Below are 24,303 nucleotides of genomic sequence, written 5' to 3' on the forward strand. Positions count from 1 at the left end.
ATGCGCGGCACCGGATGCTGCGCATCGATAGATGCACGGATTGCATAAATACGACGATGGGGCAGTCTGACTGGCAGACTGCCCCATCATTGATTCTGATGTGGCGCAATCACGACGTGGTGGTTGGACAACCAACCTAGCGCCGAATCACCGTCAGGGATTGCCCGGTCTTACTCCTCGGACGGAGCAGACTTGCGCTCGTGACGGTTCACCGCGGAGATGATGGCCTTGAGCGCCGACGTGGTCGTGGAGGAATCGAGGCCAACGCCCCAGATGATTTCGCTTTCGGGCTCTTCGCCGATCTCACACTCCACATAGGATGCAGCCACGGCATCCGCGCCTGCGCCCGTGGTGTGCTCGGCGTAATCATTCACAGAAACCGTGAGGCCCAACACGTTCAAAGCGCTGGCGAATGCAGCAATCGGGCCATTGCCCACGCCGGAGATGACACGCTCGGTCGGGTTCTTCAAATCAGCGCCGCGGTCAAGCAGCTTGACCTTGAGCACGGTGTCGGAACCGTCTTCGCCGGAGCTCACCTGGAGGTTGAGCAGCTTCAGACGGCCCCACGGCTTGAGGGACTCATCCGCGGAGTCACCCACCACGTGGCCGGCCGCGGTCGTGCCGTTGTCTTCAACAGGCAGGTACTCGTTCTTGAACAGACGCCAGATGTCCTCGTCCTTGACCTCGCGCTTCGTCTCGTCGGCGTAGCGCTGCACGACCTTGTCGAATTCGATCTGGAGGCGCTTGGGCAGGTCGAGATTGTGGTTGACCTTGAGCAGGTAAGCCATGCCGCCCTTGCCCGACTGCGAGTTGACGCGGATGACCGCCTCGTAGGAACGGCCGATGTCCTTGGGGTCGATCGGCAGGTAAGGCACGAGCCACACGAACTTGTCGAGGTCGGCACCGGCGCGTTCTGCAGCCACATGGCGAGCCTCGAGACCCTTCTTGATGGCGTCCTGATGGGAGCCGGAGAAGGCGGTGAACACGAAGTTGCCGGCGTAGGGATGGCGCTCGGAAATCTTGACCTGGTTGCAGTATTCCACGGTCTTGCGGATCTGCGGCACGTTCGACAGGTCGACCTGCGGGTCGATGCCCTGCACGAGCAGGTTGAGGCCGAGCGTGACGAGGTCGACGTTACCGGTGCGCTCACCGTTGCCCAGCAGGCAGCCTTCAACACGGTCCACGCCAGCGAGCAAAGCCAGCTCGGTGGCTGCCACAGCCATGCCGCAGTCGTTGTGTGGGTGGATGGACAGCACGACGGAATCGCGGTTCTTCAGGTTGTTGCTCATGTATTCAAGCTCATCGGCGAACACATTCGGCGTGGTCATTTCAACCGTGGCAGGCACGTTGATGATCATCGGATGGTCCGGCGTGGGCTTGATGACGTCGATGACGGCGTTGCACACCTCGGCGGAGTATTCCGGTTCGGCACCGGTGAAGGACTCCGGGGAGTACTCATACGAGATGTCGATGCCCTCGGCTTCGCTTTCAAGCTTCTTGCACAGCTTGGCGGCGTCGGTGGCGAGCTTCTTGCAGCCTTCCTTGTCTTTGCGGAACACGACTTCGCGCTGCAGCACGGACAGGGAGTTGTAGAAGTGCACGATGGCATGCTTGCAGCCACGCAGCGATTCGTACGTCTTGCGAATCAGGTGCTCGCGAGCCTGGGTGAGCACTGCGATCGTCACATCGTCAGGAATGAGCTCGCGTTCGATGAGCATGCGGATGAAGTCATAATCCGTTTCGGAAGCGGACGGGAAACCGACCTCGATCTCCTTGTAGCCCATGGAGATGAGGAGGTTCCAGAAACGCAGCTTGCGCTCGGAATCCATCGGGTTCACAAGGGCCTGGTTGCCGTCGCGCAGATCGACGGAGCACCAGCGAGGCGCGCGGTGCAGACGCTTCGTCGGCCACGTGCGCTGCGGATAATCAAAAGGAACCTGCTTGTCGTATGCAACGTACTTGTAGTACGGCATCTTGCTCGGCTTCTGCGGAGCGCCCACGAAACGCGCTGGAGGCAGCAGCGGGTCATTGTTCCCTCCATTGGACGCCGCGGCTTCGGCTGCCAAATCAAACACTGATGACTGATCCATGCTTTCCTCCTTTACTCGAGAGATAACCGTTCTCCACCGTCAAACCGAACGGTGGAGTTCATACGGGCACAGTTTACGCATACGCAATGCAAAAATGCTAACCGAGGGTCGAAACGCGACATCCGGCGCGTTAAACGATATACGCAGCGGCATGTCAGGCATTGCGACAGGCGGTGAATCAGACGATTCGCCGGTATGCCGCCCAGCGCGCCAGCTCGCCTCGATTGGAAAGCTGCAGTTTGCGCAGCACGGCGGACACATGCGTTTCGACGGTTTTGACGGAGATGAACAGCTCTGCGGCCACCTCCTTGTAGGAGTAACCGCGGGCGATGAGGCGCATCACCTGCTGTTCGCGAGGCGTGAGCGAATCAAGCGACGCATCGTCGTGCGCCATGACATCCGCCGCGGAAGCCGCCTCGCTGCCTTCCTGTGCGGCGACTCCACGTTCCAGAGCACCGTCAGCTGGCTGCGTCACCGGCACGCCCGTCTCGGGGCGAAGAGCCGACAGCACGAATCCGGCAAGGCGTGGGCTGAAAACCGCATAGCCTTCCGCCACCTGATGGATGGATGCCAGAAGGTCCGCGGCAGTGATTGTCTTCGTCACGTATCCGCGAGCGCCAGCGCGTATCACCGCCCCTACGTCAGCCGGAGCGTCCGAGACGGACAATGCCAAGTACAACGCGCGCGGCGCGGCATTCAGTGACCTGAGGATTATCTCGGCGCCTCCCCCGCCTTCGCCGCCCGGCACGTGCACGTCCAGCAGCACAACATCCGGCTGGGTGCGCCCTATCATCGCCACCGCCTCTTCCACCGTTGCCGCCTGCCCCACGACATCGCAATCCGCGGCGATCGTATCGATCACGCCGCGACGGAACATCTCATGATCGTCCACCACCGCCACTCGCACGCGATGAGACGTCTGCGAGTCTTGCGATTCTTCGGCTTGCGTTGGTTCCATGGGATCCTTCCCTTCGTTCCTGCAGTTTCCTTGCCTGATTTGCATGTCAGGCTGCCGTCATGACGCCTGGCATGTCATATGCACTTCCGTGCCCCAGCCGGGACGTGAATCAATGACCGCGGTGCCTCCCAGACGCCGCATGCGTTCCATTATGGAGTCCTTGACGCCACTGTGCCCTGCTGGCAGATGCTCCGGATCAAAGCCCTCGCCGTGGTCGCGCACAAAGATCTCCACTGTGATGCCTCCCGTGGCGGCATCTTCCGTGCCTCCTGCAGCATCACCGACCTGTGCACCTCCGACCTGTGCACCTTCGACCTGTGCACCTTCAACCTCCGCATAAACGGAAATGGGCGGTGCCCCATGCCGTGCTGCATTGCGCATCGCCTCCGCGGCTGCAGACACCATGCCGACAAGCGTGGGCGTCATCGCGCAATCCCCCACCACGACCACGTCGATGGGGATTTCCAAAGTGTCTTCCACACGAGCGGCGGCGACCTTGACGGCGCGAGATAACGTCGTCGGAATCGCCTGCGTGCCTTCCTGCGACGCATGCCCGCTCTCTGACTGAGTGGTGCCGGTCTCGGCGGGGTCAGCCTCGCCGCGCCCCGCATCAGACTGGTCCGCACGCCCCGGTCCGCCAAGCACAGCACCGGGATCGCCATACAGCCATTCACGCAAATCACGTTCCTGAGAGCGCGCCAAAGCCCGCGTTTTCACCGGGTCGTCAGCGTCCATCTGGATGAGCGCCAAGGTCTGGAGCACGGAATCATGCAGCTGCGTCGCATAATCAGCGCGCAACTCCTCTTGCGCCGCCCGAGCCCGCTCCTCACCCAAATCGCTGACGAGGCTCAACCACCACGGCGCCACGATGAGAGACAGTGCGGCGATGAGAATCACACCGCCCAGCAATCCACGCAACACATACATCCACGGCATGAGTGAGGCACACACCTGCACAACACCAGCCACCGTCACCACCACGCTCGCCACTGTCATCGCCACCGACGCGGCGGTCGGCCTGGTTCGCCCTTCATCCGCCGCGTTCATGATGATCGTCATCTGCGTCCAGCCCAAAGTGACGCCGACGAAAATGCACACGCATCCGCCCGCACCCCGCACAGACACGCCAGACACTCGCAACACAACGAACACCATGACTGCCAGCAGCGCGACGAGGCGCACGACGGACCCCATGGTGACTGTGCTCAAGGAACGAGTGGATGTGCGGGCACGAGCCGCGGCATCCACAAGCCGCGCCAACGGCGTGCGGCGCAATGGCGTCTGAGGCTCGCCAGCCGGTTGATTCATAGCCATCGTGTGTCTGCCCGTCGCCTTTCTGTAAGCCGTTGCCCCTGATGAGAACTCTAGCCGTTCAGGGGTCTGCATGGGTATGGATTCAGGGGCACCCGAGAAAAATCAGGGACGAATCAGGGCAAACCCTGATGGCAGCGATGCGTGTTATGCGGTGGAATGGTATCAGTTGACAACCCAGCAGAAGGACGAACAATGAACGCTGATTCACCAACAGGCAACGGCACACCCGGCCAGCAGCCACCGCGCCAACAGAGGGAAGCCGTAGGACACAGCTTTTTCAATTGGATACGCAGCCTAGGGATCCAGCGCACACGGGACCGGTGGATTGGCGGCGTGTCAGGCGCCATCGCCGGGCAACTAGGATGGGATCCGCTGATTGTACGCATCATCTGGCTTGCCCTTGCATTTCTCGGCGGTTTCGGCGTCATGCTGTATGGCATCGCTTGGATGCTGCTTCCCGATGAGCGCGACGGAAGGATCATTGCGCAATCCGCCATCGAGGATGGCGAGCTTCCCGCAGGATTCTGGGGCGCGCTGATTTTCATTCTCATCGGCTGCCCCGCGTCCGCGCCGCTGAGCATTCCGGCGCTCATCCTCATCGCCGTGCTGTTGGGAATCCGGTATCGAAAATCGTCGAAATCGCCTCACGGCGCGCCTTCACAGGCACCCGCAGGGGCACCGTCCGCCGCCTTCGCCTCGAGCACAGCGCCTCGCACGGGCGCGCCGTCCGCAACAGCCGCATCATATGCCCACAACGCATCAGGCACGTCTGGGTATGCGGCGCCCGTCGCACCTGCCGTATCTGCCACGCCTGCCGCGCCGTTCACCGCCAAGCGCAAGCGCCCCAGCGCAGGACCGGCCGTCGTCGGCGCCTGCGCCGGAATCATCGCCATCACGCTCGGGCTGGTGTTGCTTGCATACGTGCGGACCGGTTCTCCATGGAACTATGCGATCAATGGCGTGGACCTGTTGAAAGCACTGGCGATCTGGTCCGTGGCAAGCGTCGCGTTCCTCGGCGTCTCTCTGATTTTCACTGGCATGGCTGGGCGCAAAGGCGGCGGTCTCACTGCACTGTCCATCCTGATGGTCGTCGTCGCACTATGCGCGACCGGCATGGATTACACAGCGCGCTATTCGACAATCGACGGCATCAGCAACCAGCAGGCCGTTGTGCGTGTCGCCGGCTCAGACGCCACATACACGTCCTCCGATTTCGATGCATTGGCACGCGGCACCGTTGTCTGGGGGTCGAACACCACCATCGATCTAAGCAATTGGAATTCCATCCGCGACACCACATGCCCCGAGGGGACACTGCCCTTGTGGGCGACTGCAAGCACTGTGACCATTCGCATACCCGCGTCATGCAAAGCAACATTCTTTGAGACGGGGCAATCGTCGTTCGTGCTGATGGGAAACCTGGAAGGCGGAGAAACGGAGGAAGATCTCGACGGCACCATGGACGATGAGGATTCCACGCATACAAGTCAGGCACCGTCCATCGAGCCGGTGCTGCACATCCCGGTAATGGCAACAGCCAGCCATGTAAAGATCGAAACGGTCTGACAGCGCGATGCCCATCTGCACAGCGTTGTCGTCGCCGCGATGCCTTCCCTGCGCTACCCTCGCCGCACCGCCTTCGCTGCGCTACCCTCGCTGCACCATCCCCTATGCAACACCAGTTCACATCCAACACCAGTTCTCATCAATGAACGGAGACACCATGACACCACACGATTCGCACACCAGCAATGAAACCCAGGACGCAGGCGACACCACACGACTCGCCGACGACCTCACCGCAACTACCCCCATCGCGCTGCCAGCCGATGAAACCCCCACAATTGCCCTCGGGCAGCGGGACGATGCCGCCGCAGACCAACGCAATGCCGCAGCAGGCTATGCACGGGAAGCCGCGCACAACGGATACCCGGGCGGCGGCGCGCCACGCACAGGCAACCCCTACGCTGCTTATCCCGGCTGGAACCGCAACGCTCCCGCCTCTGCAACCCCCGTCCCTTCGCCTCGCATCGTTGAGGATCCCAAACCGAAGGCCTGCACGGGCACCGTGGTATGGGGAATCATTGTGACGGTCGCCGCGGTTCTCATGGCCGTCCCCCTGGCAATCGGCAATATCACCATCGATTCGATGTTTTGGCTGCAGGCAGCGACCGCCGCCGCGCTGGCATTGGGCGTCGTCCTCATCGTCGGCGCCATTATCTCAGCGACGCGAGGCAATGCATCCCGCAATCGTACTGGCAAGCCCGCCGACAGCCACAACGCAACGCCCCATGGCGCAACACCCAACAGCGCCACGCCCCACGGCGTCTGACGGAGTACGACAGCCAACGAAGCACAGCGGCCGATAAATCACACCGGCCGCTAGCGCCACAGCAAAGATACCCCCAAGCGCGCCACGCAATAGGCGTTGCCAAGCCATGAATGCTTGGAGTTGGGCCACACGGCTGCAAGGCGCGGCGCGTTTTCGCTCATGCAAATGCTGGGCACCCGTCCGTCCGCCGAGCGCGAGCCCAGCAAGTTGTAGCCGTTCTTCACATCCAACCAATCCGGGTGCTGCGTGGCTATCGCAAGACCCTCCTCCATCGTCAGAGGCAGACGGTCGTCCGATTCCATGAGCTTGCGAGCCACGTCAGGCTCCCGGTTGATGTAGCACGTGCCGGTATGCGGCTCAATGACGAGATAGAAAGGTCCTTCGGGCGGTTCAAAGCTTTGCGTGGGCTCGAAACTTGCTATATCCCGCGGCGGCATGGTTGTGAAACCGGCATAACGGCCAATGCTTGTGCGCGTGATGAGGGATTCGGGGCTCACCAATTCGCGCGTAGGCACGAGCAGCACTTGGTCGGTCAACGTGTCGTTGAATTCCAGTGCATGGACGAGGGGAAGGGCGAGCGCCCGGAACGCCGCGGATGACAGGTCGGCCACGTCAGGGTAGCCGAGCGCCACGAGACGATCAAGCTGTTTCAACACTTCTTCGGATGCCTGTGACATGCCTCTAGGTTACCGCGGCGCAATGGAAAGAATCGCATGAGGCGAATCCAGAGGCAGGCAGCGGGTGGCTTGAGCGGCGAAGCTGAGTGGCGAAAGTCCGGGGCGCGGATGAGAGCAGCTGAGCGACGCGACGCGAATGAACAGACGGAGTTCAAGAGCTGAGAAAAGGCAGAAGCGAAAGCCTAAGCGAAGGGGACGTGCAGCGTTCAACGCGCTGCACGGCCCCTTGCACAAGAATCGGAGCGGAGCGAATGGCTCAGCGGCCGGTGCCGCCGTACACGACGGCTTCCACGGAGTCGGCATCCAGGCCGAAGGCGGTGTGGACCGCACGCACGGCGTCCTTCATGTCGTCAAGCGGCACGACGGCGGAGATGCGGATCTCGGAGGTAGAGATCATCAGCACGTTGATGCCCTTGTCGGACAGTGCCTTGAAGAAGCGGGCGGTGATGCCCGAATGTGTCTTCATGCCCACGCCGATGAGCGACACCTTGGCGATGCCAGTGTTCGTGTCGGCGGACTGGTAGCCGATGGAGTCGCGGTTGGCGCGCAGCAGTTCGGCTGCCTTGCGCACCTGGGCTTCCGGAACGGTCAGCGACACGTCGGCGGTCGCGCCGTTGTCGCCGTGCTCGGCGAGCGCCTGCACGATCATGTCAATGTTGATGCCGGCTTCGGCGAGCAGCGTGAACACCGTGGTCACGCAACCCGGGCGGTCCGGGATGCCGCGCAGCGTGATCATTGCCTCGGAGCCGTCGTTGGCGACGCCAGAGATAACCGGGGACTCCGGGCCATTGAGGTCAGGGAAGATGTCTCCCATGGACTTGCTTTCTTCTTCAGTCATGCTCGTTCCTTTCGCTTGACAGATACGTCTTTTCCGTTTTCAAAGAAGGGTTGCGTTCGGGTTTGCGCCCGATTGTTCTCTCGCCCCGATTGCCTCAGCCGATGTTGGGCACGGTGCGGGGATCAACTCCGTCGTCCACCACGATGGTGCCGGGAAGGTGAGAGAACGAGCTGCGCACGTGCAGCGGCATCTTGAAGCGGCGCGCGTATTCGACGCAGCGCAGCGCCAGGACCTTGGAGCCGGAAGCGGCCATCTCCAGCACGGCGTCATACGAAATCGCGGGGATTCGCTGTGCGGTCGGCACGATGCGCGGATCGGCGGTGAACACGCCATCCACGTCGGTGTAGATCTCGCACACATCAGCGCCCAAAGCCACGGCGAGCGCCACTGCGGATGTGTCGGAGCCACCGCGGCCGAGAGTCGTGGCGTCACCGATGGAATTGACACCCTGGAAGCCAGCAACAATGCCGATTTCACCTTGGTGGAGCGCATTGATGACGCGGTCGGGCTTGACTGCGCGAATGTGCGCAGCACCGTAACGGGCATCCGTGACAAAACCTGCCTGCGAACCAGTGAAGGAGTGAGCGCGTTCGCCCTGTGCGTGGATGGCCATTGCCAGCAGCGACATCGAAATGCGCTCGCCTGCGGTCATGAGCATGTCGAGCTCACGTGCCGGCGGCTGCGTATCGATTTCGTTGGCCTGGTCGATGAGTTCGTCGGTGGTGTCTCCCATTGCGGAAACCACGACGGCCACATCGTTGCCTTTGCGCTTAGTTTCGATGATTCGACGTGCGACGCGCTTGATCGAATCCGTGTCGGCGACGGATGAACCGCCGTATTTCTGAACGATAAGAGCCACGTTATTCCAATCCTCGTATGTGCGGGTTCAGTATACCCAGCTTGAGCGATAATACGTTGCCGTGAGCCGTGCAATACTGCGGTTTTCCATCATGTGGAACACGGGCTGGCGCATGGTGTGGCACATAGCGCGGCGCAGGGGCGGGTTCACACACGCCGCCTTCCGGCGAGTGCACGCGCCAGCGTCATTTCATCGGCGTATTCCAGGTCGCTTCCCACCGGCAGACCGCTCGCCAGACGGGTCACGGTGATGCCCAATGGGGCGAGCAGCCCGCTTAGGTATGTGGTCGTCGCCTCGCCTTCGATATCAGGATCAAGGGCGATGATGACTTCCTTCACGGGAGGCACATCGTCACGGCCGATGAGCGGCACCGGGGCGGCATTGGACATTGCAGCCGCGGCATTCCGCTGCCCGTCCTGCTGCGACGACTCCCGTTCGGCGATGGTCGCATAGATGCCATGGGATACGGATGCGCTCTGCTGAGGCAATGTCTGATCACCGCTTGGGGCAGACTGCCCACTGGATTGCGTTTCTTCCGGCTGCCGATCGGCATCCGGCTGCTGCACAGAATCCGCCTGCCGGGAATCCACCTGCCGGGAATCCACCTGTGGAGAATCTGCCTGCTGCGTTGCCGCCAAGGTCTCATCCACCGTGAGGGCGCCATGCGGCCCCAAGCGACGCAACAGCTGGGATATGCGCAGGTCCTGCGGACGCACGTCCGCCATCGGATTGATGACGCCGCCCAACACGTGATACAGCCCGTGAAACTCATGGGTGCGTTCGATGCTCATGACATCCTTGGGCTCCTGCACCACGCACAGCACGGTGGGGTCACGCCGCGGATCGGCACAGATAGGGCAAATCGACGATTCACACACATTGCCGCAGATGTCACAGAACCTCACTAAACGTTTGAGATCCACGATGGACTTGGCGAGCTGATCCGTCTGCGCGCTGTCTGCCTGCAGCAAATAGAAAGCGATGCGCTGCGCACCCTTCTGCCCGATGCCAGGAAGCGATGAGAAAGCATCGATGACGTTTTGAATCGCACCGTCATACAGCGCCATTGCCATCCTCCGTTATGTCTCGCACTTCTTTTGCATCGAACGACTTGGCTATCTCTTCAATGCTCATGCCTTCGGAGATATCCGCGTCATCCAACGAATACTCATCATCTTCGGGACCCATGCTTCCACTGGCGTCCTGCTGCGGCTGGAACGCGCGGTCTCCAACAGGTTGCGATGACTGCGGCATCGCCTGTTGCGCCGCCTGCGGTGCCTGAACCGACCCTTGCCCCTGCGATGCGTCAGAACCAGCGAATCCCTGCAGGGAGATTCCCCCGCTCACGGGATCCTGAGCCTGTGCAGACGCTCCCATCTGCGGGCGGCCGGAGACCCCTCCCGCCACGGGTTCACGAGATGTCACCGGTTCCCGAGATGTCACGGGCCCACGAGATGCCGCAGACTCCTGAGCGCGAGACTGCGGTTGCGAGAATCCTTGCAAGGGCCGCGACTGGAATTCCTGCGCTTGCTCAGCCCATGGATCGACTTGATCGTCTGCATCCGGCACCGCAACATGCTTATGGTGGTGCGGTTCAGCCTCGGATTCAGCGGGTTGAGTCGCCTGCACCGGGGCATTGCCCAGCGACGGCTCGTCTGCCCACGGATCTTGCAGCTGCGCGATGCCCGCGTTCGTAGTGGCAGGACCGGCGCCTGGGTCACCATCCGGCCCGGCAGCGCCATCCTGGTCCTTGGCGGCCTGCTCACCGGGCTCATGCTTTCTCTCAGGCCGATGGAGATCGGAAGCACTGCCCAAGGACGCGCCTCCTCTGAGCTGGACGCTGTAATACAGCGCCGCCCTGCGCGCCTCTTGCTGCTGCTGTGCGGGAAGCTTCGACAATGGCACGGAAGGCTCACCGTCCTTCGCCATTCTGGCAGGCGCCACCACCGTGCCCTCTCCAAAGAACTGATGCACCGCCTGCCTGGCGAGATCCACCACCTTCGAATCGCCACACATGGCCATCGAGAAGGCCTGCTGCGCCACAGGCTTGATGAATGTCAGGTTCAGTCTGGCTCGCGCTGGATTGCGCGGATCCCTCTTGAGATTCACATCCGGCACTTGTTCACGAGTGAGGAACACCTTGGCGTCGTCCGGCAGCGATGCCACGGCCTTGTCCCACAACTCGTCAACTTGCGCCTGGCTCGTTGCAGCAGCAGGCGTTGCAGCCGGCACAGGAGCCGCCGCGGCAGGCACCGGTGTCGGGGAAGCGACCGTCTGGGCAGGCTCAGTCTGCACTGCGCTCATCGCCGACAGCGCGGCGTTAAGACCCGCGGCATTGGAAATACCCGCTCCGCCTTGTGGCGCCGTTGGTGCCGCCGGTGCAGTCTGGGTCTGCGAGTAACGCGGACGGACGGGAGCCTGCGCCGGCTGCGGCCCCGCAGCGGTGTGCGCGGGCTGATCCGTCGCAGCCTTCTGGTCGGCGGGCACGAGCAATTTAGCAGCAAGCAGCTCCAGACGCATGCGCGGTGAAATCGCGCCTTTCATCTGCTCCAATGTGTCATTGATGGTCTCCGCCATCCACGTGAGTTTCGCCAATCCCAACGCGGACGCCTGGCGGCGCAGCTCGTCGCCATCCTCCACGCGCACATCGTCGCTGAGCACTTTCTCGGCCTGCTCGCCCGCCAAGGTGAGCACCGTCAGGTCACGCACCCGAGCCAGCAAATCATCAACGAATTTCTTGGGTTCGTAACCGCCCACCACCACCTTGTTGATGATGCCGTACAGCTTCGCCCCATTGGATTCAATAACAGCATCCACTGCTTCCCCGATCAGGGAATCCGGCGTGAAACCGAGCAGCCGCACCGCGGAATCATAGGTGATTTCATTGTTTTCGGCGCCCACCATCAGCTGGTCGAGCACGGACAGGGTGTCGCGCACGGAACCGCCGCCGGCTCGCATGACAAGCCTCAGCACGCCTTGCGCCGGAGTGATGCCTTCCTGCTGGCAGATCTTTTCGAGGTATGGCCCCATGACTTCCGGCGGCACCAGGCGGAAGGGATAGTGATGCGTGCGGGAGCGGATTGTGCTGATGACCGCGTCAGGCTCCGTGGTGGCAAAAATGAACATGACATTGTCCGGCGGCTCCTCCACGGTTTTGAGCAACGCGTTGAAGCTTTGGGGCGTGATCATGTGGGCTTCGTCCAAGATGATGATCTTGTAACGGTCGCGGGTCGGCCCGAACGTGACGCGCTCACGCAATTCGCGGGCGTCTTCCACACCGTTGTGGCTGGCGGCGTCGATTTCCATGACATCGATGGACCCCGGACCGTTGGCAGCCAGCTCACGGCAGCTTTCGCATTCGCCGCAGGGATGGGACGTGGGACCTTTGACGCAATTGACGCATCGGGCGAGGATTCTTGCCGAACTGGTTTTGCCACAACCACGTGGACCGCTGAACAGATAAGCATGGGTCAGGTGGTTGTTGTCAAGGGCGCGGCACAGCGGTTCCGTTACCTGCTGCTGTCCAATCACACCGTCGAAGGTATCGGGACGATACCGCCTGTACAACGCCAATGCCATGAGCCGCTCCTTATTCCGTTGACTCCAAGATTACCTAGTGGTGCGCCAATGTCGAGACGATTCAGCCTCTAGCCGCGCGGGGTGTGCATAGCTCGGCGTGTCCGAGCGTCGTCGCGCATTCGTCCGTGTCTTGTCCGTGTCTCGTCCACGCCTCACCCGTGTGTTATCCGCATCTGGCCCGCATCATGGTGAGCCATAACCGCTCCAGCCATATCAACTGCAGCATTCGTGTCTCCTTCAATCCATGTCACAGCCAATGGGGCCAGCCCGCGCCACCGCCCGGATGCGCACGCCCGGCAGCGCACGTCCTGCGACAGCCAATCCGTTCGCATTCGCTTCCACGGTCACGATTGCATCCTCCCCTTGGACGGAGCACGCGTGCATGGCTGCACCGTTGCGTTGCGCAACCACTGAGGCGATGGCGCACGCCCTTTCTGTGCCCGAGCCTTCATAAAGCCGCGCTGCCGCTGCGAGCGCAGCTTCATCCGCCGCCGTGCCGGCCGTCGCTTTCGCCATGGCAACAGTTCCCATGGCGGATGCGGCGCCGAGCATCACGAATACCACCAGCATCGCAATGAGCCCCGCCACTGTGCCCGAGCCACGACCCGCATGCCGAAGACGGCGGCATCTGCCGCATCCGAGGCGCTGTATGCCACCCCTGGTGCACCACATGTTGCTTTCGCGGCACCTACCGTATCCATCTCCCGCCGCAGCCGCGACGTGCATCATGGCGACCATGCGAACGCCTGTCCCTCTACCGCCGCGGGCAGCATGTGCAACGGGTCGGGCACAACAGCGGCGCGCACACGCACATCGATGCCTCTGCCCTCGCCTGCCATTCCGCCAGCGCCCCAGTCGCCGGATGCCGCCGTGAGCGTGGCATCAGCGCCAGAGCCAGCGAGTCGTGACGCCATGTCGTCCGCCCATTGCTCCAGCTCACCCGCCACTGCGGTGGCCGAGGCGGCGTCCGACTGCATCTGCTGTGTAGCACGGTGAGCGATGATGCGGGCGGCGTCCTGACATTGGATCCGTACCACCACCGCACGGCCAAGACAGCACAGCACGATAGCCAGCACGGCGACAGCGGGAAGTATCACGGCGAATTCCGCCGTCACAGCTCCCCGCTGGCTGCGTCCATGCTGTGTTCTTGCGAATCCGCCCCGCCTACGCAACGCTCAGTGCCCGCGTGATCAAGGACGTCAACGCTTCCCTCACAGCGTCTGATTTAAGGATGCCCATCAGCACCGCCGCGAAGCTGGTCGCCGCCACAAGCACCACGGCATATTCCGCCGTGGTCGCGCCATCCTCGCCTTGCAACTTCGCCATCGCTTCGCAATACTTCCTGAGCATCTTCTCGCGATGAGACTGTGGCAGTTCGTGCTCCTCTGCCAGCCCTTCGCCACAACCAATGCGGCACCCGCAGCACCAGCCGCGACTGTTGGCGATGTGCATGGAATCCGTCGAACGATGGCATTCTGTCGCCTTTTTCTCATCGCGATCCTGCGTCGTTTCACTCTGAGGCGTGATGGCGGTGTTGGGGATGGCTGCCAGCCCCAAACGCCCACGTGTCAAGCCGATGAGACCCATCCCGTGAGAGCCTGGCCCCTCAGGGGATGCAATTCGCGTCAACGTAGTGGTCATCGTGGTCCTCTTTCTTTGTGATCTTCCCTAATGGTGTGGTTCCTTCTGATGTTTGTGCGCGGCGCATGGCTATGCCTGCCGCGCAGTACCACCGACAGGTGGCCTTCCGGATGACCCGGGATTGCCTCCCACAATGTCATGACGCGGCGTGGAATCGAGGGGATTTTGACCAATGTGGACCGTTGTGAAGCGACAAACACAAAATTGACGGCACTGTGGATAAATCAGCGCCTGCACCTTCCTCTCGCCGAGGCATGTGGATATCCCACGATGCAACGATTCGGCAGAGGCATTCCCCGCAGGAGACACAACGGAGCAATCAAAGAAGAGAGCTTCCAAAGAAAACATCACGGCAGAATGCGACGACGGTTGTCCCCGCATGGCAAAGCACGCCGCCGCATCACAATCGCGCCCTGCCGCGATCACAGTCACGCCCTGTCGCGGCTTACCAAGAGCTCGCCGCCCACCCTGCGACAACCGGCATCACGCCGACGACAATGAACGCCGGCAAAAAGCACAGTCCCACAGGCATCAGCACGGATGTCTGCAATTTAGCGGCTTCGCGTTCCATTCGGTCATGCGACTCACGCCCCAATGCATCCACCGCCGCTTCCATACGTGGCAATGGCGATGACCCATGCCGCCATGACGGTTCCATCGCCTCCTCAACAGTGGCGAGTGCCACGTCCGCCGGCCCCGCGAGCGCTTGGCGCCATGCCGACTCCCATTCATTGCCTGCAAGTAGCGAGTCCCCTACATCCGACGCCGCCTTGCCGAACGGACCGCCGACAGACGCTCCCACTACACGCAAAGCGTGGGGTATCGAAGCGCCTCCGCGCAACGCCACCATCATCAGTTCCAAGATCATCGTGGGCTCGGGCATGAGCGCGTCATCGTCTGCGGCGACTTCATGGTCCGCGCCCGTCGATGAACGCAACCGTCTGCCCGCGATTCTCGAAAAGGCCTCGCTGCCGCCGCCGTGCGCGCATGCCACCCATGCGACAGCTGCTCCACACGCCACCCATGCCGCCACGCTCATGTCAGGCTCCCCCGTTTCGATTGTGCCGACCCAGCCGGCCCTACCGACCCAGCCGGACCAGCCGATCCAGCCAATCCCGCACGCACTCCGAAGCGATGCACCAGCCATCGCATCCACGCAATGCCACAGCCTTCGAACGCCGCGCCCACGCCTAGCATCCCCCATCCTGCGGGATTCCCCAGCAGGAACGCCATCGGGCGAGCGCCCATCGCCTCACCCGCCAGCAGTGTCACCAGCGGGAGCGCCATCAGGATGCGCACTGTCGCAAGCGGCATAGCGAGCGCTTGGTCAGCGTTCCGCCGTGCGTCGCGCTGTCGCGCGCATTCCACACGCACCGCCTCCAGGCATGAGCCGGCATCGCACCCCGCCTGCGCGGAAAGCGCGCACGCCCATGCCACGCTTTGCGCGGCGGCATTCACATCAGCGCCATCACCCACCCCACGCGCCCGTAGCGTCATCTCAATGCGCCGTGCCGTGAGACCAGCCGTAGCGAAACGGAAGCCGGCACAGTCTTCAAACGCTTCCTGCAGCCCAGCACCCGCCTTCAACCGAGCGTTCACGGCGCTCAATGCAGCATCGATGTCGCCTGTGGCGGTCTTCATGCCAGTGTGTGCTGGAGCGCATGCGCCACGCCCGCCCATGCCATCCAATCCGCCTCGTGTCGCGCAGGCAGCATCATCAACGATCCCGTGCAGTCGGGCCATCGCTTTCTGCCGGCGCCCTCCCGCCAACCACACCACGACAGCGCAACACGCACCGGCTATCTGTGCCAAGCCAGCCATTCATGACTCCCGTTCTCGGATATTTCCGCCCCATAATCCACATATCCACACAAATATGCACATATTTCTGTTCTTACTTTCTTATTTGTTGTCTCTTTATGTGCACTTTCATCCCATGAAGCCAATGCACGGCCTTCACCATCGCCCGTAATCCACGAATCGGCAAAAATCATCCCATTGAGGGGCATATTGCATGATTCCACCGCCATCCCATGAAGCCAACGGCACACCCACCAGACGCGCCGCACCGCCCGTCACGCTTTCACGCATCGCTAATATGCCGATCTGTGCGAGCCAACGCCTTCCATCAGCCCCACGTTTCACGTGCAACACTGCGTCGAAGGCGCCTTCGGCCATTGCCGCAACAGCTTCAGGGCGCACATCCGCCAGCAATCCCAATGCGATGAGACGAGCCGGCACTCTCTCGACGCCATCGGCGTGAATGGTCGCCATCCCGCCGCGATGACCGGAATTCAATGCCCGCAGCAAATCGGTCACTTCAGCGCCGCGGCACTCTCCCAGCACAATGCGATCAGGGCGCATACGCACCGTTGCCTTGACCAAATCGGATAGCCCCACTTCGCCGGCCCCCTCGATGTTCGCCTCACGAGTGACCAGCGACACGCAATCATCATGCCCCAGCGACCCCAATTCGCGGGTCTCCTCCACCGTCACGATTCGTTCCGAGGGATCACACTGTTGCAGCAACGCTTTGAGCAGCGTCGTCTTGCCGCTTCCCGTGCCACCGCTGATTAACACGGTCGCATGGGCAGCGACCAACCCCTCCAGCACCCCCAGCCACGAAGCCGGCAGCGTCCCAGCCGCCACCAGTTGCGGCAATGATGCAGATTGGGCCGAAGGAAGCCTCAGGCTGATCGATGCACCGAACGGCACAATCGGCGCAATGACGGCATGCAAGCGCACGCCATCAAGCGTGCCGGCATCGCAAATAGGATGCGAATCATCAAGCCGCCTTCCCATCTGCGCGCATAATTGCACGGCAAACGCGCGCACTTGAGCCTCCGATGCAAACCCACGCGCAATCGTGCGCCGCTCCATTCCATTGCCGCGGTCAGCCCAGACACGACCGTCCGGAGTCACCGCCACATCCGTCACGCCAGGCTCGCGCATGACCGACTCCAATGGCCCGAAAAGCACTCCCGAGCCCAAACGCCCGGAACCGGACCGCGCGGGAGCGCCATCGCCATCAAACACTTCAACGCTGCGCATCATCAACCCCCACCTCATGCAGTGCGCGGCGCAACACAGCAGCCAGTTTGCGCGGGACCTCCCCCACGCCTTCGCCGGCAAGCACAGCAGCGCATAGTCGGCGGCTCCGAGGCAAGGGCCCCAGCACCGGCTCATTCAAGTACGCCTCGGCATCACGCGCCCCAAGGTCCGGGCGCATCGCCTTTGACGCCGCAGGTACAACGCCCACCAGCACTCGGCTTGTCACGCCGCACAACGCCGACGCACACTCATCCACCGACGCCGTGCGCACGTCCCGAGCATCACGCCTCCTGCACTCATGCCATGCCTGAGCGCGCGCCAGCCCCAGCACACTGAGCTCCACCAGCTGTATCTCTCGTACGCGCAGTCCGCCTGCAGATTCCAGATTTCGCTGCGCAAGCCCTGCATCAGGCACCAGATCCGCCACCGCCACCTGCGACTTCTCTGCGCCGGACACGGAACTACGCGTGCCACTGAGCTGCGTATCGCTCAACGCCGGATCCACTAGCCACACATCGCTCTCCGCACAGCGAATCTCGCGCGCCGATTCCACGCGCGCTTCCGGTCCCGCTTGTATTCCGCGCCCCGCTCGCGCCCCCGATTCCGCTCGCGTCCCGTCCAGCGTTCGTACGCCGCGCGGAAGCGACGGAGGTGGTGGAGGCGACAGCGCCGCCTGCCTCGAACGGTCAACAGCCGCACCCGTCACCGCAGCCGCAACGTTCGCCCCACTCATCATGTTCGCCCTATTCGCCCTAGGCATTCCAAGCGCACTATTGACTCCAAGCGCCTGCGGCGCCCCATTTGCACCCGACGACACGCCGCCTAGGCCTCCGCGCTTGAGCGCCCGGGCGATGCCACCCCTGCCGGCATCCACAATCACCACATCGCAACATTGCGCCAGCGCATCAAGCGCCGCCGTCACATTCCACCACGGCGGCACCTGCGTCTGCCGGCAATCCGACGCCAGCAACGCAACGCCATCCCAATCGACCAGTTCACGCATCAAAGCCTCAGGATCCATGCGCCCCAACGGCGTGGTAATCGCATTCCAGCGCAACCCGGGCGCATCCTCCACACCCAGCGTGACATCCAGCCCGCCCGCCTCAAAATCCACATCCACCAGTGCACACCGTGCACCCTCCTGCGCCAGCATCCGCGCACAACACGCCGCCGTGACCGACACACCGCATCCCGCGTTCGCCGAGCCAAACACAAGGATGTCAGCATGCTGCCGGGAGTCGCCGCCATTATCCATAGCTGTCGGAATCGCCGCAGCCCTAAGCGCCGCGCCATCCGGATCCACACCAGAATGTGGCGAAAGCGCAAGGGGTGGCATGGCGACCGATGGCGCGGCGTGCGCCGTCTGCGTCGCGCGCATCGATGGGCAATTCGATGGAAAGAGTGTCATAGCAGCCAAGGCAACCACATATGGCTGCCTCGCGGAGACGAAACCGAGGAATATGCCAATTTTGTGGATAACTTCTTTTGCGGATAAGTTCGTTGCCCCATCGCTTGCTTATAACGAGGTCCGCATTATTCGCTGATGAGATTTTGGCTTGCAGGATTGGCGATTACGGACCTCGGGCGAGACCCAGGCAAACGTCCCGGCACCGCGTGTGACTATCGCGACACGCCGCAAGCCGACAGATACGATCATGTTCGCTCATATTACGTGCCTTGCGCACATGATTCGAACACAAAAACGAACAAATCGACAAGTTTCCACCACATTCGTTGAAATGTGAAGATTCATGTTTTCGGCTTGATTTCAACGAAAATACATGCATAATAGAAGTACAAGCAAAACAGAACAGCGGAGCCCACAAGTTCGATTGGATGAAGGAATACCAAATTGTTGGGCGGATTTATTTAAGGCTTACCGCCACAACAGAGTTGTTGTGTTGAGATTCCGCTTCTGTGGCGCTTGTGCGATGGCCGCCCCTCCGGATGGAGGGGCGGCTTTTCGTTTGCCCAACCCCTCTCGTGCGACTCCGTGAGTCAATCCCATCCGCCCGATTCTTGCCCGATTCTTGCCCGATTCCATCCCGTCCGATACCCTGACCCAATTCCGCGTCCAATTCCGCGCGACCGATTCCGTTCCTGCCGCTCCCTCGCCCTGCTGTCAGGACGCGCTCACACAGCCCACGTTGCTGACACACCCACCGCACAGGACCTACCACACAGCACCCATCGCACAGAACCCACCGCATACAACCTCGTTGCGCACGCCACCGATGGGTGAACACACCGTGAATTGTTCACCGTTCGGTCGCTTTTTCTGTGAGCCGCGACACGAAACGCAATAGAGTAAAGGTATGGTCCAAAAGTTTACCGAACCCGCGAAGGCGATATTGCGCAGCCAAATCGCCGAGCACATCGCGGAAACCGAGAACAAGCAAGACACGCGCTCTCGCAACTACGAACCGCTGCCGAAGGATCGGTTCTTCGACCGCGAAATCAGCTGGCTCAAGTTCAACAAGCGTGTGCTGGAGCTTGCCGAAGACACCACGCTGCCTATGCTGGAGCGCGCGAATTTCGCCGCGATCTTCGCATCTAACCTCGATGAGTTCTTCATGGTGCGCGTCGCAGGCCTCAAGCGCCGCATCGACTCGGGCATCGCCGTGCCCAGCGCCGCTGGCATGAGCCCGCGCCAGCAATTCCGCGCCATCAGCGAGGAAGCACACCGCCTGCAGGACGAGCACGCGCACTACACGATCGAGCACATCCTGCCTGATCTCGCCAAAGAGCGAATCGTGCTGCTCAATTGGAGCCAGCTGACGCTCCCGGAGCAGGAGCGCCTGAGCAAGTTCTACCGCGCCCAGGTGTTCCCCGTGCTCACGCCGTTGGCGGTCGACCCTGCCCACCCGTTCCCCTACATCTCCGGGGGTTCCCTGAACCTCGCCGTGCTCGTGGAGAACCCAGTGAGCGGCAAGACGCACTTCGCCCGCGTCAAGATCCCTGACAACATGCCTCGCCTCGTGCCGGTCGACGACCTGACGCACGAAGACGAAAGCCATGCACGCTATGGCTTCATCACGATGGAGAACCTCGTGCTGTCGCATCTCGACTCGCTGTTCCCCGGCATGATCATCAAGGAAGCCCGCGCATTCCGCCTCACCCGTAACGAAGACATCGACGTGGAAGAGGACGACGCCGAAAACCTGCTCAACGCGATGGAGCGAGAGCTGCTGCGCCGCCGCTTCGGACCTCCGATTCGCCTGGAGCTTTCGGACGCGACGAGTCCGTTCCTTTCCCAGCTGCTGGCGACCCAGCTGGGGGTCACCCCTGACGAGGTGTACCGTCTGCCGGCACCGCTGGACCTCAAGGTGCTGTTCGAACTGGGCAAGATCGATCGCCCGGACCTGAAGTACCCGCCGTTCATCCCCACGACGAATCGTCAGATCGCCGCCGTGGAATCCAGCCAAGCGCAGGATATCTTCGCCGCAATCCGCGAACACGACATCCTGCTGCACCATCCTTACGATTCGTTCAGCACGTCCGTGCAGGCATTTCTTGCACAGGCCGCCGCCGACCCGAAGGTGCTCGCCATCAAGCAGACGCTGTACCGCACATCCGGCAATTCGCCGATTATCGATGCGCTGGTCGACGCCGCCACGGCAGGCAAGCAGGTACTGGCGCTCGTTGAGATCAAGGCCCGCTTCGACGAGGAAAACAACATCGCGTGGGCTCGCAAGCTCGAACGCGCTGGCGTGCATGTGGTTTACGGTATCGTGGGCCTCAAGACGCACTGCAAGCTCTCGCTCGTCGTGCGCCAGGAGGATGGCGGCCTGCGCCGCTACTGCCACGTGGGTACCGGAAACTACAATCCGAAGACCGCGCGCCTGTACACGGACCTCGGTCTGCTCACCTGCGATCCCGTGGTCGGACAGGACCTTACGCGCCTGTTCAACCAGCTTTCCGGATATGCACCGAAGTCGAGCTTCCACCGCCTGCTCGTCGCTCCGCGCACCGTGCGCAGCGGCATCATCGAGCGCATCCAGCGAGAGGAAGACGCCGCACGCGCCGGTAAGGAAGCCTGGATCAAGATCAAGGTCAATTCCATTGTCGACGAAGCCACGATTGACGCCCTGTATCGCGCAAGCCAGGCGGGCGTGAAGATCGACATCGTCGAACGCGGCATTTGCGCGCTCAAGCCCGGCGTGCCCGGCATGAGCGAGAACATTCGCGTGCACTCGATCCTCGGTCGATTCCTCGAGCATTCCCGCATCTACGCCTTCGCGAATTCGCAAGGCCCGCAGATCGGCGAAGGCCCGCAGTCCGGCCCCGAGGTGTGGATTGGCTCCGCTGACTTGATGCACCGCAACCTTGACCGCCGCGTGGAGGCGCTCATCCGCATCACGCAGCCTGAGCAAATCGAAGCACTCATCAAGTACGTTGACCTGCAGATGGATGATTCCACCAGCAGCTGGCATATGCAGCCGGACGGCACGTATGTGCGCCATTCGGTGGATGAGAACGGCAAACCGCTCATCGATTGCCAGGAAGTGCTGATCAGGCAGCATACGCGGCGCCCGATCAGAGCGATCAACAACTGACACACAGCGCGGCATCGAAAGGTGCCGCGCTTTTGCGTCGCCCGCATCACCCCATGCCGCTTGCGCATCCGCCATGAAAACGGATCGCCGGATGCGATCTGCACCAGCGGCATTCCCGGTCATGCCCTCAATCACGTATCATGCCTTTGTATTCGTGAAACTCGAGTAAGAATCCCATCATGTCTAACATTCATGTAATTCACGCAGCAGGCGGAATCATCTACCGCTGGGTTGGCGTCCACAAACCGATTCCCAATGGTTCGCTTCCCACGGATCACGCTGCACAGCAAGCATCCGACACCCCTGCGCCCGACGTCCCAGCGCCCGATACCTCAGACTCCAACACACCCGCGTCTGGTATCCACACGCACGACGACTCAAACTCCGATACCTCAAACTCCATGACACCGGTAAGCCAGAATCCCGCAGATCATGCCGACGATCCTTTTGCTGGATTGGAACTATGCGTCGTTCACCGTACGAAATACGACGACATCAGCTGGCCCAAGGGTAAATTGGAGACAAACGAATCGCTGTTCCATGCCGGCGTGCGCGAAATCGGCGAGGAAACCGGCATCAAGGTCGGGATGCAATCGCATCTGCAAACCACGGAATACGATCTGGCTTACGAAGGCAAAAGCTCAACGAAGGGCATCAAACCGCGCGGCGTTCGCAAGACCGTGGATTATTGGATCGCACGCCCACTGGACGATGCGACCGCCCAAGCGCGGCAGAACCCGTTCGGCCCGGTGTATCACGCCGATGAGAACGAAATAAGCGACGTGCTGTGGATGACACCACGCGAAGCGAGGCAATGGCTCACCCGCAAATGCGACAAGGAACTCGCCGATGAATTCGTGCGCCGCGTCAAGAATGGCACTGCGTTCGCCACGACATTCCTGCTCGTGCGCCACGGCAAGGCAGAAAGCCGCAAATCCTGGAGCGCCACGGACGATCTGCGCCCCCTCATGCCGCGCGGAGCGGCGGCGGCATACGCCTTGTCGCGCGAAATCGCCTGCTTCGCCCCCGTCGATCTGTATACATCACCGTGGAAACGCTGCGCCGACACCATCGGCATCTACGCCATGCAATCCGGGCAAAGCGTCGCAGAAGAACCACGCCTGACTGAAGACGCCTTCGCCGACGATCCGGATTCCGCATGGGAGGCGTTGTACGATGAGATGAAACACTGCGCCGACACCTGCCGCGCCGCAGCCGTGTGCATGCACCGACCGGTAATCGGCGGCATGCTCGACCACGTGCGGGAGCTATGCATCGATGACTCGGTTGCGAAACTTGTCCCGAAAAATAACCCCTATATGCCCACAGGCCATGCCCTTGCCCTGAGCCTCATCGCCACGGCAGATGGCCCGCGCATCGTGGACATTCAGAAAGTTGGCCCCATTGTCTACTGATTCGTCTCGTGGCGCTTCAAGCGCCAGCGGTTACGGCTCCATGCGCGCCACGGGGGCAGGATTCGCCTCCGGCCAGCGTTTTGCGCGGCCTGCACAGCTCGATCCTGCGCTCATGGACCATATGTCCGGAGGGCTTGACCCCCAGCAGCTCAGCGATATGAGCCATGCGACCGCTGCTTCCTTGCTCGATCGCGTGCATCACACAGCCGACCCGGAAGTGGTGCGACGTACTCTCAATCTGGTGGAAACCGAAGGCGTTGATCTTGTGGCGGAGCTGTGGAGTCATTCGGATTCCGATACGCTCCCCGGCATTCTGTGGCGGCTGTATATGCTGCGCACATGGATGCAACGCAATGACGACGCGCTGTCGCGCATCTGGCGCGTGGGTGAGCCCGCGGCAGGCCCGGCATCCGTAGTGGCCGGCATCGACGAAGCGCCCACAGCGCAAGACATTGCCAATACCGCAGACTCCATTCTTTCTGGCGCTTTCACCGGGGATTTCGCAATGGCGTTGGAGCGTGCCGGAGCCTTCTGCGATGTGATTGCGCGTGCTTTGATTTCGATGAAGCGCGGCGAATCCACTGCGCAATCCCTGCACCGCACCGCCAAGGACTTCACCGTGGCGGCGAAGCTGTGGCGGGAAGGCCGGCTGGATTGATTGCCACACGCACCCATCGTGCGACACACGCACAGGATCACTGGCGCATGTGCCGTATGATGGGTGCTGCATCGGACCGTGCTTAAGCCCCGGGCTTCATTTTTTGCCGCTGCGAGCGGCCTTCGCGCCGACAGGCGCTTTCGCGGTTCGATGCATTTTTATGCGTTGATTTTATGCTTTGCACGTTCACACGGCTGCCAACGGTACAAGGATTCCATCGCGAGTCTTTCATTGCTGCGATGCTCATCCGCCCGGACCCGTGCAGGTCTCGCCTTCCGGATGCCGCTCCTGCTTCGCAAAATCTCCGTAAGCCAACGCTGACGCAGGGCGCCATT

Annotated in this window: 19 protein-coding genes and 2 pseudogenes; 5 read left to right on the forward strand and 16 right to left on the reverse strand. The window is 61.8% G+C overall.

Translation table 11 applies throughout. The annotated features are described in order from the left end of the window. Positions 1-170: 170 nt before the first annotated feature. The 3 genes from leuA to CLV65_RS07970 all read right to left on the reverse strand — a co-directional run bounded on the left by leuA (position 171) and on the right by CLV65_RS07970 (position 4,362). Positions 171-2,090, reverse strand: coding sequence for a 2-isopropylmalate synthase (gene leuA, locus CLV65_RS07960; RefSeq protein WP_094691516.1), 1,920 nt, complete (start codon positions 2,088-2,090; stop codon positions 171-173). Between the two features lie 178 nt (positions 2,091-2,268). Beyond that, on the reverse strand, positions 2,269-3,048 hold the full coding sequence (locus CLV65_RS07965) for a LuxR C-terminal-related transcriptional regulator (protein ID WP_211278424.1): 780 nt from the start codon (positions 3,046-3,048) through the stop codon (positions 2,269-2,271). Positions 3,049-3,105: 57 nt separating this feature from the next. Next, positions 3,106-4,362 carry a sensor histidine kinase gene (locus tag CLV65_RS07970; RefSeq protein ID WP_144441896.1) on the reverse strand — a complete coding sequence of 419 codons (1,257 nt, stop codon included), beginning with the start codon at positions 4,360-4,362 and terminating at the stop codon, positions 3,106-3,108. 192 nt (positions 4,363-4,554) lie between these two features. Here CLV65_RS07970 and CLV65_RS07975 point away from each other — a divergent pair, with 192 nt between their 5' ends. Together CLV65_RS07975 and CLV65_RS07980 are read left to right on the forward strand one after the other, a co-directional pair. Beyond that, on the forward strand, positions 4,555-5,928 hold the full coding sequence (locus tag CLV65_RS07975) for a PspC domain-containing protein (protein WP_157847268.1): 1,374 nt from the start codon (positions 4,555-4,557) through the stop codon (positions 5,926-5,928). Positions 5,929-6,085: 157 nt separating this feature from the next. Continuing rightward, positions 6,086-6,694 (forward strand): hypothetical protein, encoded by a 609-nt coding sequence (locus CLV65_RS07980; protein ID WP_094691520.1) that lies wholly within the window; start codon positions 6,086-6,088, stop codon positions 6,692-6,694. Between the two features lie 50 nt (positions 6,695-6,744). Here CLV65_RS07980 and CLV65_RS07985 read toward each other — a convergent pair whose 3' ends face one another. From CLV65_RS07985 to CLV65_RS08040, 13 genes and pseudogenes are all read right to left on the reverse strand, one after another. Continuing rightward, positions 6,745-7,371 (reverse strand): DUF5701 family protein, encoded by a 627-nt coding sequence (locus tag CLV65_RS07985; protein ID WP_094691521.1) that lies wholly within the window; start codon positions 7,369-7,371, stop codon positions 6,745-6,747. A 256-nt stretch (positions 7,372-7,627) separates the two neighbouring features. Beyond that, positions 7,628-8,209, reverse strand: coding sequence for an ACT domain-containing protein (locus CLV65_RS07990; RefSeq protein WP_094691522.1), 582 nt, complete (start codon positions 8,207-8,209; stop codon positions 7,628-7,630). A 94-nt stretch (positions 8,210-8,303) separates the two neighbouring features. After that, positions 8,304-9,068, reverse strand: coding sequence for an aspartate kinase (locus CLV65_RS07995; RefSeq protein WP_094691523.1), 765 nt, complete (start codon positions 9,066-9,068; stop codon positions 8,304-8,306). Between the two features lie 146 nt (positions 9,069-9,214). After that, a pseudogene (locus CLV65_RS09235) lies at positions 9,215-9,487 on the reverse strand (toprim domain-containing protein); the annotation flags it as partial. A 252-nt stretch (positions 9,488-9,739) separates the two neighbouring features. Beyond that, positions 9,740-10,141 (reverse strand): annotated as a pseudogene (locus CLV65_RS08005) (recombination mediator RecR); the annotation flags it as partial. Further along, positions 10,122-12,647, reverse strand: coding sequence for a DNA polymerase III subunit gamma/tau (gene dnaX / locus CLV65_RS08010; RefSeq protein ID WP_094691524.1), 2,526 nt, complete (start codon positions 12,645-12,647; stop codon positions 10,122-10,124). The pseudogene CLV65_RS08005 and the gene dnaX, both read right to left, overlap by 20 nt. Before the next feature lie 237 nt (positions 12,648-12,884). Beyond that, positions 12,885-13,385 carry an Rv3654c family TadE-like protein gene (locus CLV65_RS08015; RefSeq protein ID WP_094691525.1) on the reverse strand — a complete coding sequence of 167 codons (501 nt, stop codon included), beginning with the start codon at positions 13,383-13,385 and terminating at the stop codon, positions 12,885-12,887. Further along, positions 13,373-13,762 carry a TadE/TadG family type IV pilus assembly protein gene (locus CLV65_RS08020; RefSeq protein WP_244569166.1) on the reverse strand — a complete coding sequence of 130 codons (390 nt, stop codon included), beginning with the start codon at positions 13,760-13,762 and terminating at the stop codon, positions 13,373-13,375. Before CLV65_RS08020 ends, CLV65_RS08015 begins: the two co-directional genes overlap by 13 nt. Before the next feature lie 49 nt (positions 13,763-13,811). Further along, positions 13,812-13,997, reverse strand: coding sequence for a DUF4244 domain-containing protein (locus CLV65_RS09050; protein ID WP_094691542.1), 186 nt, complete (start codon positions 13,995-13,997; stop codon positions 13,812-13,814). Between the two features lie 736 nt (positions 13,998-14,733). Then, positions 14,734-15,327, reverse strand: coding sequence for a type II secretion system F family protein (locus CLV65_RS08030; protein WP_157847270.1), 594 nt, complete (start codon positions 15,325-15,327; stop codon positions 14,734-14,736). Continuing rightward, entirely contained in the window at positions 15,324-16,109 is a 786-nt protein-coding gene (locus CLV65_RS08815) for a type II secretion system F family protein (RefSeq protein ID WP_157847271.1), read from the reverse strand. The genes CLV65_RS08030 and CLV65_RS08815 overlap by 4 nt, the downstream gene beginning before the upstream one ends. Positions 16,110-16,244: 135 nt before the next feature. After that, positions 16,245-17,240: a TadA family conjugal transfer-associated ATPase gene (locus CLV65_RS08035; RefSeq protein WP_244569168.1), complete on the reverse strand. Its 996-nt coding sequence runs from the start codon at positions 17,238-17,240 to the stop codon at positions 16,245-16,247. Positions 17,241-17,325: 85 nt separating this feature from the next. Further along, positions 17,326-18,747 carry a CpaE-like family protein gene (locus tag CLV65_RS08040; RefSeq protein WP_157847272.1) on the reverse strand — a complete coding sequence of 474 codons (1,422 nt, stop codon included), beginning with the start codon at positions 18,745-18,747 and terminating at the stop codon, positions 17,326-17,328. A gap of 907 nt (positions 18,748-19,654) precedes the next feature. Here CLV65_RS08040 and CLV65_RS08050 point away from each other — a divergent pair. The 3 genes from CLV65_RS08050 to CLV65_RS08060 all read left to right on the forward strand — a co-directional run bounded on the left by CLV65_RS08050 (position 19,655) and on the right by CLV65_RS08060 (position 23,968). Then, positions 19,655-21,895, forward strand: a complete 2,241-nt coding sequence (locus tag CLV65_RS08050) for an RNA degradosome polyphosphate kinase (protein WP_094691530.1) — start codon at positions 19,655-19,657, stop codon at positions 21,893-21,895. A gap of 179 nt (positions 21,896-22,074) precedes the next feature. Next, a complete protein-coding gene (locus CLV65_RS08055) occupies positions 22,075-23,310 on the forward strand; it encodes an NUDIX hydrolase (protein ID WP_094691531.1) in 1,236 nt (411 codons plus the stop codon). Beyond that, the gene (locus CLV65_RS08060) at positions 23,261-23,968 is read left to right on the forward strand and encodes a thymidine phosphorylase (RefSeq protein ID WP_420848406.1); all 708 of its coding nucleotides are present in this window, start codon (positions 23,261-23,263) and stop codon (positions 23,966-23,968) included. Before CLV65_RS08055 ends, CLV65_RS08060 begins: the two co-directional genes overlap by 50 nt. Positions 23,969-24,303 lie beyond the last annotated feature (335 nt).

This window comes from Pseudoscardovia suis (assembly GCF_002797875.1).
Taxonomy (GTDB): Bacteria; Actinomycetota; Actinomycetes; order Actinomycetales; family Bifidobacteriaceae; genus Pseudoscardovia; species Pseudoscardovia suis.